General features: G+C 30.0%; 10 protein-coding genes. 7 read left to right on the top strand and 3 right to left on the bottom strand.

Features of this window, described 5'->3' with window-relative positions:
* Window positions 1–137: 137 nt before the first annotated feature.
* Window positions 138–1,742: an ABC-F family ATP-binding cassette domain-containing protein gene (locus AC2FB1_RS00870; RefSeq protein WP_490673399.1), complete on the bottom strand. Its 1,605-nt coding sequence runs from the start codon at window positions 1,740–1,742 to the stop codon at window positions 138–140.
* A 147-nt stretch (window positions 1,743–1,889) separates the two neighbouring features.
* Here AC2FB1_RS00870 and cvfB point away from each other — a divergent pair, with 147 nt between their 5' ends.
* From cvfB to phoU, 6 genes are all read left to right on the top strand, one after another.
* Window positions 1,890–2,786 (top strand): RNA-binding virulence regulatory protein CvfB, encoded by an 897-nt coding sequence (gene cvfB / locus AC2FB1_RS00865; protein WP_490673398.1) that lies wholly within the window; start codon window positions 1,890–1,892, stop codon window positions 2,784–2,786.
* A 234-nt stretch (window positions 2,787–3,020) separates the two neighbouring features.
* Window positions 3,021–3,971, top strand: a complete 951-nt coding sequence (locus tag AC2FB1_RS00860; protein WP_490673397.1) for a PstS family phosphate ABC transporter substrate-binding protein — start codon at window positions 3,021–3,023, stop codon at window positions 3,969–3,971.
* A gap of 181 nt (window positions 3,972–4,152) precedes the next feature.
* Complete coding sequence (gene pstC / locus AC2FB1_RS00855) at window positions 4,153–5,079, top strand: phosphate ABC transporter permease subunit PstC (RefSeq protein WP_490673396.1); 927 nt, start codon at window positions 4,153–4,155, stop codon at window positions 5,077–5,079.
* 1 nt (window position 5,080) lies between these two features.
* Entirely contained in the window at window positions 5,081–6,001 is a 921-nt protein-coding gene (gene pstA / locus AC2FB1_RS00850; protein ID WP_490673395.1) for a phosphate ABC transporter permease PstA, read from the top strand.
* 77 nt (window positions 6,002–6,078) lie between these two features.
* Window positions 6,079–7,020 (top strand): phosphate ABC transporter ATP-binding protein PstB, encoded by a 942-nt coding sequence (gene pstB / locus AC2FB1_RS00845; RefSeq protein WP_490673394.1) that lies wholly within the window; start codon window positions 6,079–6,081, stop codon window positions 7,018–7,020.
* Between the two features lie 6 nt (window positions 7,021–7,026).
* The gene (gene phoU / locus AC2FB1_RS00840; RefSeq protein WP_490673393.1) at window positions 7,027–7,677 is read left to right on the top strand and encodes a phosphate signaling complex protein PhoU; all 651 of its coding nucleotides are present in this window, start codon (window positions 7,027–7,029) and stop codon (window positions 7,675–7,677) included.
* 101 nt (window positions 7,678–7,778) lie between these two features.
* Here the strand turns inward: phoU and pepF are convergent, their stop codons facing one another.
* On the bottom strand, window positions 7,779–9,593 hold the full coding sequence (pepF, locus tag AC2FB1_RS00835; RefSeq protein WP_490673392.1) for an oligoendopeptidase F: 1,815 nt from the start codon (window positions 9,591–9,593) through the stop codon (window positions 7,779–7,781).
* A 168-nt stretch (window positions 9,594–9,761) separates the two neighbouring features.
* Between pepF and AC2FB1_RS00830 the strand changes: the two genes are divergently transcribed.
* Window positions 9,762–10,106 (top strand): hypothetical protein, encoded by a 345-nt coding sequence (locus AC2FB1_RS00830; RefSeq protein WP_490673391.1) that lies wholly within the window; start codon window positions 9,762–9,764, stop codon window positions 10,104–10,106.
* Window positions 10,107–10,184: 78 nt separating this feature from the next.
* Here the strand turns inward: AC2FB1_RS00830 and AC2FB1_RS00825 are convergent, their stop codons facing one another.
* Complete coding sequence (locus AC2FB1_RS00825) at window positions 10,185–11,198, bottom strand: siderophore ABC transporter substrate-binding protein (protein WP_002449769.1); 1,014 nt, start codon at window positions 11,196–11,198, stop codon at window positions 10,185–10,187.
* Between the last annotated feature and the right edge of the window lie 1,255 nt (window positions 11,199–12,453).

Here is a 12,453-nt window from a genome sequence, read left to right as displayed (position 1 = left end):
AATTTGTACAAATGATGGAAATAACTTAAAAATAGTCATTCTATATAAAAACTGTTGCTAAAGTTCGTTATTTAGCAACAGTTTTTATATGCATTCTAAATTACTAGAATAGAGGGGATTCTATTAAACTACTCCCATTATTTTTGTAAAACACCAATTTCTTTTAGATATTCTTCATATGGTAATTCTTTAGATAAACTACCAGGTTGATTTAAGTCAATCACACGATTAGCGATTGTATTAATAAATTCAAAGTCATATGAAGTGAAAATAATTGATCCTTTGAATGAAGCTAATCCATCGTTAACGGCTGTAATACTCTCTAAATCAAGATGATTGGTTGGCTCATCAAGTAGTAAAACGTTAGCACTTGAAAGCATCATTTTACTTAACATACAGCGTACTTTTTCTCCACCTGATAGTACACTGGCTTTTTTCTTAACTTCTTCACCACTAAATAACATACGTCCTAAGAAACCACGTAAAAATGTTTCAGTTTGCTCATCTTCAGGAGCATATTGACGTAACCATTCAACTAAATTCATATCTACACCGTCAAAGAAATCAGAATTATCTTTAGGGAAATAGCTTAATGACGTCGTCACTCCCCATTTAAATGAGCCTTCATCTGGTTCCATTTCACCAGCAAGTATTTTTAGTAGGGTAGTTTTAGCAATTTCACTATCACCAATTAAAATTGCTTTATCATTAGGATTCATAGTAAAAGAAATATTATCTAATACTTTTTCACCATCAATTGTTTTAGAAATTCCCTCAACTACTAATAAATCGTTACCGATTTCTCTTTCTGGTGTGAATTTCACATAAGGATAACGTCTTGAAGATGGTTGAATGTCATCAAGTTCAATTTTTTCTAATTGTTTTTTACGGCTCGTTGCTTGTTTTGATTTTGACGCATTCGCAGAGAAACGAGCAATAAAGTCTTGTAACTCTTTAATCTTCTCTTCTTTTTTCTTATTTTGTTCTTGAGCCATTTTTTGAGCAAGTTGACTTGATTGATACCAAAAGTCATAGTTACCAACATAAACTTTGATTTTCCCAAAATCTAGATCTGCAATATGTGTACATACATTATTTAAGAAATGACGATCATGAGATACTACAATAACAGTATTTTCAAAGTTAATTAAGAAATCTTCTAACCAACTAATAGCAGGGATATCAAGTCCATTGGTAGGCTCATCAAGTAATAAAACATCTGGGTCTCCAAATAAACTTTGCGCCAGTAATACTTTTACTTTTTGATTGTTTTCTAATTCTGACATTTGCTTATCATGTAATTCCGGTGCAATACCAAGTCCTGAAAGTAGAGAGGCTGCATCTGCTTCGGCGTTCCATCCATTCATTTCAGCAAATTCACCTTCTAATTCAGCTGCGCGAATACCATCTTCATCACTGAAATCAGGCTTCATATAAATTTCATCTTTTTCTTTCATAACTTCAAAAAGACGTTCATGACCTTTTATAACTACATCTAATACACGTTCATCTTCATAAGCGAAGTGATCTTGTTTTAATACTGCTAAACGTTCATCTTTTCCAAGAGACACATGACCTGTTTGTGAATCAATTTCTCCAGATAAGATTTTTAAAAAAGTAGATTTACCTGCACCATTAGCACCGATAAGTCCATAACAATTTCCTTCAGTAAATTTAATATTTACATCTTCAAATAGTTTACGGTCACCAAAACGTAAACTTACATCTGTAACTTGTAACATTCATTTACTCCTTTATTTATCGTTTATCTAACGAAAAAATTATATCATATAATGTTATGATATTCGACCTTATGTCATTTATGTCAATGATACTTTACAAAACTCATGTTATAATACATAGAAATACACTGCTTAAAGGAGACAACTATGGCATTAGACAAAGATATCGTTGGTTCAATTGAATTTCTAGAAGTTCTTGGATTAGAAGGCTCTACATATTTATTAAAAGGACCAAATGGAGAACAAGTGAAGTTAAATCAGTCAGAAATCAATGATGAAGATGAATTCGAAGTTGGAGAAGAATATAGTTTCTTCATTTATCCAAACCGTTCAGGTGAATTATTTGCTACACAAAATATGCCTGACATCACAAAAGATAAATATGATTTTGCGAAAGTACTAAAAACAGATAGAGATGGTGCAAGAATAGATGTTGGTTTACCAAGAGAGGTACTTATACCATGGGAAGATTTACCTAAAGTTAAATCTTTATGGCCAACGTCAGGAGATTATGTATTAGTCACATTAAGAATCGATAAAGATCATCAAATGTTCGCACGTTTAGCCAGTGAAACAATTGTTGAAAAAATGTTTACACCTGTATCTAATAATGATATGCAAAATCAAGTATTAAAAGCGAGACCTTATCGATTATTACGTATCGGCACTTTTTTATTAACAGAAGAAGGGTACAAAGTGTTTGTACATGAATCTGAACGTAAACATGAGCCAAGACTAGGTGAAGCTGTAGAAGTACGTGTTATTGGTCATAATGATAAAGGTGAATTAAACGGTTCTTTCTTACCACTCGCACATGAACGTTTAGATGATGATGGTCAAGTTATCTTTGATTTATTAGTAGAATATGATGGAGAACTTCCGTTTTGGGATAAATCAAGTCCGGAAGCAATTAAAGAAGTATTCAACATGAGTAAAGGTTCATTTAAACGTGCAATTGGTCATTTATATAAACGAAAGATTATAAATATTGAAACTGGGAAAATTACATTAACTAAAAAAGGTAAAAGTCTTATTCAAGAATAATAATCCCATTTAAGACGAGTTTCTTCTATATTAATATAAACACTTTAAAACCATTGAAAGATAATACTTTCAGTGGTTTTTTTATGGATTTTATTTATATAAATCATGAGATTTTTTATAACTTAACAAAATATTTACAATTACTCTATTTTATATTAACAAAAGGTCTGTAATATAAGCATTGTAAGAAATACATATAACATTTTGGGTTATCTATATTAGGAGGATGTTTTAATGAAGAAATGGCAATTAGTTGGTACAACTGTTTTAGGTGCTACTGTTCTTTTAGGTGCGTGTGGCGGTGGAAATAGTGGTGGCAGTGGTTCAGGAGATGGAAAAGACCTTAAAGGTTCTGCAAAAGGTGAAGGTTCATCTACTGTAGCTCCAATCGTTGAAAAGTTAAATGAAAAATGGGCTAAAGATCATCCAAACGCAACTATTTCATCTGGTCAAGCAGGTACTGGTGCTGGTTTTGAAAAATTCATCGCTGGTGAAACTGACTTCTCACAAGCTTCTAGACCTATCAAAGATGAAGAAAAACAAAAATTAGAAGACAAAAATATTAAGTACAAAGAATTTAAAATCGCACAAGATGGTGTAACTGTTGCTGTTAATAAAGATAATGACTTTGTAAAAGAATTATCTAAAGATCAATTGAAAAAAATCTACAGTGGCGAAGCAAAAACTTGGAAAGATGTAGATTCTAGCTGGCCTAACAAAGAAATCAAAGCTTTCTCTCCAAACTCAAGTCATGGTACTTATGACTTCTGGGAAGAAGAAGTCATGGATAAACAAGATATCAAAGCTCAAAAAAATGGAGATACCAACGTTATCGTTCAATCAGTTGAGAAAAACAAAGAAAGTATTGGTTACTTCGGTTATAACTTCTATAAACAAAATAAAGATAAATTAAAAGAAGTTAAAATTAAAGGTGACGATGGTAAATCTGTAGAACCTACTAAAAAGACTATCCAAGATGGTTCTTATCCTTTAAGTAGACCATTATTCTTATATGTTAAAGAAAAATCATTAAAAGATAATGATGTTATGAGAGAATTCTTGAAATTCACTTTAGATGACAAAGGTAAATCAGCTGAAGATGCTGGATACGTTGCTTCACCAAGCAAAGTTTATAAAGATGGAATTAAAGAATTAGATAAATACAAAAAAGATTCTGACAAATAATAATCATTATTAATATAAAGGGCTGGGAATTAACAACTCATGTAACAGTTACATGAGTTGTTCAGGATATATACATGGGTGATTGTTAAAATGTTTTAAATTAATTTGAACTCATTCGTTACCTGATAATTTCCTGCTCTTTTTAAAATATATTGGGAGAAATAAAAAGAGAGGGTTATATATGGCTTCTAACACTAATGTTAGAGAGATGATAGCTAAAAATAACGCTAAAAAAGGCGGATTTTCTGATAAAATCGTGCCAATTATTTTAGGGATTATTGCTGCCATCTCTATTTTAACAACTATCGGTATATTATTTACGTTAATCACTGAAACAATCACATTCTTTACACGTGTTTCAATTACTGAGTTCCTTTTTACTAAAGATTGGAACCCTACAAGTTCTGATCCTAAATATGGTATTTGGGCATTAATTCTTGGTACTTTAAAAATCACTTTAATTGGTACTTTAGTGGCTGTTCCTATCGGATTAGGTGCTGCAATTTACTTGAGTGAATATGCAAGCGATAAAGCAAGACGTATTATTAAACCTATTCTTGAAATCTTAGCTGGTATTCCAACTATCGTATTCGGTTTCTTTGCTTTAACTTTTGTAACGCCTTTATTAAGAACATTTATACCTCAACTAGATAGTTTTAACTCTATCAGTCCTGGTATTGTAGTTGGGGTAATGATTGTTCCAATTATTACAAGTATGAGTGAAGATGCGATGACTTCTGTACCTAATAAAATGCGTGAAGGTGCTTACGGTTTAGGATCAACTAAATTTGAAGTCGCAACTAAAGTCGTATTACCAGCCGCTGCTTCTGGTATAGTTGCTTCAATAGTACTTGGTATTTCTCGTGCTATTGGTGAAACAATGATCGTATCATTAGCTGCAGGTAGTTCACCAACGTCATCTTTAACATTAACAAGTTCTATTCAAACAATGACTGGTTATATTGTTGAGATTGCTACTGGTGATGCGACATTCGGTTCAGATATTTACTACAGTATTTACGCAGTTGGTTTCACGTTATTCATTTTCACATTAATTATGAACTTAATTTCATATTGGATTTCTAAGCGTTATAGAGAGGAGTATTAATATGACAGCAACGACTGATCCAAGATCTAAAGGTTTAGTTGACAAAAGTAAAGTCGAAAAAAACCTTTCTAGTCGCGATAAAAAGAATAGTCTAAATAAATGGTTATTCTTCTCGTGTATTGTATTAGCTTTAATTGTTCTTGCCGCATTACTAATTCAAACATTAGTCAAAGGTGCGGGACATTTAACACCTGAATTTTTTACAAGTTTCTCATCTTCAACACCATCACTAGCTGGTATTAAGGGTGCATTAGCGGGTACATTATGGTTAATGATTACAATTATTCCTATTTCTATCATTTTAGGTGTTGGTACAGCTATTTATTTAGAAGAATATGCACGTGATAATGCATTTACGAGTTTCATAAAAATTTGTATTTCTAACTTAGCAGGTGTGCCTTCAATTGTATTCGGTTTATTAGGATTAACCTTATTTGTACGTGGTGCTGGTATCGAAGCTTTATCTTTAGGTAATACAGTTCTTGCCGCCGCTTTAACAATGTCATTACTGATTTTACCGATTATAATCGTATCAAGCCAAGAAGCAATTCGTGCTGTACCTAATTCTGTAAGAGAAGCATCTTATGGTTTAGGCGGTAACAAATGGCAAACAATTAGAAAAGTGGTTTTACCTGCTGCTTTACCTGGTATTTTAACAGGATTTATTTTATCACTTTCACGTGCATTAGGTGAAACAGCACCTTTAATCTTAATCGGTATTCCAACTATTTTCTTAGCAGTACCATCTGGTTTATTCTCAATGTTTACTGCTTTACCAACTCAAATTTATACTTGGGCTAAAATGCCACAAGCTGAATTCCAGAATGTGGCTTCAGCAGGCATTATCGTATTACTTGTTATCTTATTATTAATGAACGGTTTAGCAATTTTCTTACGTAATAAATTTTCTAAAAAATATTAATAGAGTTATTAATCAAGTTATTTGGGATAGAGAGAAAGGTTTCTGCTTTCTCTCTTAAAATAAAAGGAGTTTTATATATGGCAAAAATCAATGTAGATGAAAAGAAAAAGAACGTTGAACAACATACAAATGAAGCTGTTGAGCAACACTCAAATCACACTCATCCAACAAACGACACACAACATCATGACAATCAATCACAAAAATCAACAATTGTAACAACTAATAGTGAAAAGAAAAAAGATATTAAACCTGATAGCGAAAGAAAAGTAGTTTATTCAACTCAAAATTTAGATTTATGGTATGGCGAAAATCATGCTCTACAAAATATCAATTTAGATATCTTAGAAAACAATGTAACTGCTATTATCGGTCCTTCTGGTTGTGGTAAATCAACGTATATTAAAACATTAAATCGTATGGTTGAATTAGTACCTTCAGTTAAAACTGCTGGTAAAATTTTATACAGAGGTCAAAATATTTTTGATAATAATTATTCAAAAGAAAAATTAAGAACAAATGTGGGAATGGTATTCCAACAACCAAACCCATTTCCTAAATCAATTTATGATAATATTACTTATGGTCCAAAAATCCATGGTATTAAAGATAAAAAATTACTTGATGAAATTGTTGAAAAGTCATTACGTGGCGCTGCAATTTGGGATGAATTAAAAGATAGATTACATACAAATGCGTATGGATTATCAGGTGGACAACAACAACGTGTTTGTATTGCTAGATGTTTAGCAATTGAACCAGATGTTATTTTAATGGACGAACCTACGTCTGCATTAGATCCTATCTCTACTTTAAGAGTTGAAGAACTTGTTCAAGAATTAAAAGAAAATTATTCTATCATTATGGTTACACACAACATGCAACAAGCTGCACGTGTTTCTGATAAAACAGCATTCTTCCTTAATGGTTATGTAAATGAATATGACGATACTGATAAAATCTTCTCTAATCCTTCAGACAAACAAACAGAAGATTATATTTCTGGTCGTTTTGGTTAATGCTTAATGAAAATTATTAGACAAAAATATGAAGGCCAATTGGACGATTTAATTAAAGAACTTCGTCGTCTTGGTCTTCGTGTTTATTCAAATGTTAACAATGCTATTGAATCATTAAGTGAAGATGATAGAAACTTTGCTAGACACGTCATTGAAAAAGATAAGGAAATTAACAAATTTGATTATGACATTAACGAACAAGTAATAATGTTAATTACGAAACAACAACCAATTGCTACCGATTTAAGAATGATGATGGCAGCTTTAAAAATTTCTACTGATTTTGAAAGAATGGGGGATAATGCTGCAAATATCGCTCATATTCGACTAAGAGTAAAAATTACAGATCATTATGTCTTAACACGTTTAAAAACAATGGGTAAACTTGCATTATTAATGTTAGAAGACTTAAATACTGCTGTTAAAAGTGAAGATTTAACATTGATTAAAGAAATTATCGAACGTGATAAAGATATTGACGATTTATACGTGAATATTGTTAACACAACTTATCTAATTGATAATGATCCATTTGTAGCTGGTCAAGCTCATTTAGCTGCACGTAATTTAGAAAGAGTAGGGGATCATGTAAGAAATATAGCAGAAAGTGTTTATTACTACTTTACTGGTGAACATTTTGATAAGTATGATCGTTAAATTATTGGATAATTGATTTTTATTCAAACTTCTAAAAACCCAAAATAAAGGAGTGAGACACTATTTAAAATGAATAGTGTCTCACTCCTTTATAATATATATTATTTATTTTCACTTTCTATTTCATTTGTAAGTATTTCTACTTCATCTACTAATTCTGAAATATACGCAATAGTAGATTTGAGTGGGGCATTCGTTGTTATATCAACGCCTGCTATTTTTGCTAACACAACTGGATTTTTACTTCCTCCAGCTTTTAATGTTTCTAACCACGCATCGACAGCTTTTTGACCTTCTTTTTTAATTTTTTGAGAAACTACTGTACCAATAGTTAATCCAGCTGAATACGTATATGAATATAATCCCATATAATAATGTGGTTGTCTCATCCAAGTTAATTCCATTCCATCAGTAAGTTCAACTGCATCGCCAAAGAATTGTTCATAAACATCACGCATTAATTTATTAAGAACTGGTGCAGTTAAAGAGTCGCCATTATCAACTTTTTTATATACTTCTCTTTGATATGCTGCTTCCAGTAAATGCGTTACCATATTATGATAATATGTGCGAGAAATGATTGAGCCAATAACCCATCGTTTAAAACGCGCGTCATTACTATTACTAAATAAGTAGTTTGCCATTAGCATTTCGTTCATTGTAGAAGGTGCTTCTACAAAATACATAGATGCTTCTGAGTCCAATAAATGTTGATGTTTTTGTGCCAATGTAAAATGACCAGCATGACCCAATTCATGAGCTAATACGAAGGTCTCTGCCATTTTACCTGTCCATGATATAAATACATATGAATGTGTAAAATAAGGACTTGCACAATATGCACCAGTATCTTTGCCTTTGTTTTGAGCAAAATCAATCCATTGATGATTATAAGCATTATCAACCATTTTAATATAGTCATCGCCTAAAACACCTAAAGCACCGTGAATATATTGTTTTGAGTCTTCTATTGAAATATCTGGTTCATAACTTGGATCAACTGATATTTTTAAATCTTCAAATCGCATTTTATCTAAGTTATGAATTCTTTGAAGTATTTTGGCATATTTTTGCATCACAGGTGCTAAATCACTCATGATGACATCAATTTGTCTATCATACATTTCACGTGTAACTTCTTGTTCTTGTAGTAAATAATCTATAACAGAATCATAGCCTCTTAAATTAGCCTCAATTTTTTCTTGTTGCACATGTTGATTATATGTTGTAGCTGTTGTGTGTTGATATTTACGTAATGCATTACTAAAAGTTTCGAAACTTTTACGTCTAAACTCTGGATCTGAACTGTCTTCATATTCGTTTTCAAAAGTTGCATAATCTAAAGGATACGTTTCATGATTATGTTCAAACGATTCAAACGCAATATCAAGCATTTTAGTTGTTCCATAGAGTTCATAAGCACTTTGAAAAGTAGGTGACAAACTAGCAAGCACTTCTTCAACTTCTGAAGATAATTGATAAGGTTTACGTTTTATTAATTTTTCTAGATAATGAGGACTATTGAACTGCTCTTTTAGCTCTTTTAATTTATCATCAGAGAGTATCATTATTTCAGATTCAACAAATGATAATAAACTAGATATCTTACCATAAGATGTTGATAGTTTGGCATTTAACGTTTGCGCTAATTCATTTGTAGTATCGACACTTAATCTAAGTTCAGCATAATTACCTAATCGATCAAATTGTATAAGTAAGTCTTCATATTCTTTAAGCGCATCTAGAATAATTTTAGTTTCTGATAAATTATTTTTATATTTTTGATTAAATTGAGCGGATTTCTCTAATACATCATTTAAAGTATTATAAAATGCTTCATCATTCGTAAATAAATCTTCTAAATTCCATTTTTCATTATCTGGAACATGTTTTCTGAGTGGTAAGCCTGTGTTCATTTTATTCACTCCTAAATAGTTATTCTCATATATATTATACATAATATTATTTGTAAACTCAGTTTTAAGCCTTTAGTCTGAGTCATTTTAATAATTAAGAAGGTATAATTATTTATAAAAGTATTGTATATTACATATTATAAAATATAAAAGTTGAGGCGTTTTTTTATGACGATATTTGATATGCCAAATTATCTTTGGATTACAATCGTAGCAATGATGATATTAACTGTCTTTTGTACATTGGTACTGAAAAAATGGTTTTCAGCAACAGTAATTACCTTCGTTGTTTTAGCAATATTAGCTTTCTTTATTCCTAATTTTTATAATATAACGTTCCAGCCTTTATTAGGCTATGCGGCTTTTCTTGCCATTATAAGTTTAATGATTAGTTTCCTTTTATGGTATTTTACAAGAGAATGGCGCCGAGAACGTAAAGAAAAGCAATTGGAAAAAGAGATGAAAAAATATGATCACGACGAGTACATGTATCGCCGTCGTGATAGAAGATAAATATAAGGGAGTAGGATAGAATTCATTTTGAATTCGTTATCCCACTCCTATTTATATTATTAATGGTGTATAACATGATTATTTTTTAAAGGCTTTTTCAATTTTATTTAATTGATGAATAGTTGTTTCAATACCACCTTCACTAAAATACCAAGCGTTAGCTTCAAATTGATATACTTGGTGATTTTTTATTGCTTTCATATCTTTTATCACTTTATTATTTAAAGCAGAAGGTAACGTTTTGTCATCCGCATTTTTAGTTCGATTAATTACAAACAATTTATTAGGATTAATTTTATTTAAATACTCATTAGTAACTATATTACCAGCTGAATTTGCTTTCATTTTAGGATCAGCGTGATTAATTCCTAAATCTTTATTTAAGAAGCCCCCGAATCTACCAGTTGGTCCGAAGACACTAATACCTTTATCATCAACATTTAAAAGTAATACGGTATCATTATTCATTACTTTTTTAGTCTCTTTCACTTCTTCACTTAATTTATGATTAAGCGCTTTTGCTTTTTCTTCTTTTTTGAAAATTTTACCAAACAATGTCGTATGTTCTTTAATTGATGAAATATAATGATCATTATCGGGACTAACAAATAAAATTTTAGCATTAGGCGCCGCTTTTTTCATTTCATCTATTGTTTTTGTATGTGCTTGTCTAAATGAAGCAAAGATAACATTAGGCTTTGATTTAGCTAATTCATCATAATTAGGTCTTCCAGGATTGCCTAGATTTGTATATTTACTGTTTTTAAATTCCGAAAGGGAAGAAGGTAAGAATGAAGCACCTTGTCCTTTAGCAATAGAAACTATTTTATCTTGAAGTCCCATTTGTTGCATAATATCTAACGCGCCATAATCTAGTACTGCTACACGTTTTGGATTAACTGGTACTTTAACTGTTTCTGTTTTATTTTTGCCTCTACTATGTGTATGATTCTTATCCTTAAATTCATATGTATTTTTTACTGTAATGGTATTTTTACTAGATGAAGAATTTGAATCCGATTGCTTATTACATGCTGATAAAATTAAAATAACTGATAAAATTAATAGAATATATTTAAATAATTTTTGCATTTTCTTACCTCCTAGAGAACATTATAATAGAAAATGATAATCATTATCAATTAAATATTTACGTTTTATAACATTATTTTACCTAAAATATTACATATTCCTTTTATATTGGTAGTGATTTCTTTAATACATGTATTAGACTTAAAATAAGTGATCTTATTGATTATTCGATAATTTTAAAAGGAGTATATTGCTCATAATATTGGAAAGGTATATTTAATAAAATCGTCTTAATAAACGATAATCAAAATTATAAGAATGGATCATTTTTTATGATATAAAAGTCATTCTTTGAAATAATTGTTATTATAAATCATGGTCCATTATCATCGATAGACCGTAAATTGATAAGGTAGAACAGGTAATAAATTATTTATCTGCAAAAATAATTTGATATCTTACATTATGTAAACTAAATAAGCATTCAATAATTGATTCATTATCAAAATATATTGTGTCATAAATACCAACACTAGATTCATATTAGTATTTTCTACGTTATATATAACGTAGTTGATTTTTATCATAACAAATTATAACTAAGTCAATCGTTTTAGATAAATCAATGTTAACCAAAGAATGATAACTAAAATGTATCATTAAAGTGTCATTAAAATAGAATAGGTCCCCTAATTGTTATATACATAACTTCCTATAATATATATTATGTAAACTAAAATATTAAAATCTATATTTACTATATATATGTCTTCAATTTAAGCTTTTTACTCAATACAAATATTTAAAGTTATGATATATATCTTAAATACATTATATATGACTACACATTCTAAATTTATTAGTATTTGTTGTGATATTTATAATTATCATTTTTCTACGATTTAGTAAAAATTATCTAACATATTAATTAAGTTATAGGTATTGGAATCATGCTTAATATAATTATCCCTATTATTCCTCACACCACTCAAATCGAAATGATTTCAATTTGAGTGGTGTGAGGAATAATAGCTATATATTTCAATTTACAAAATACTATAAATTATATTTATTATAAAATAGTAAAAATAATTTTCTTTTGATGTATCGTTGATAAAAACAAATGATATGCTATTATTAATTTGTAGGATGCAACATGTATTTGCAACTTAGAATTTACCTACACTAATTATAGCTAGGCTCTATCACTAGTTATAAAAAAAGCATACTTGGCATGGTGGACTGACCCCAATTAGTGGGAATGATATAAAAACACTTTCGTTGAATTCATATTAAAATGAATCATGCGGAGGTG

The organism is Staphylococcus sp. CoH_129_LAB_1, assembly GCF_058191515.1.
The sequence above is the reverse complement of the archived record's forward strand: the minus strand, read 5'-3'. Positions and strand labels throughout refer to the sequence as shown.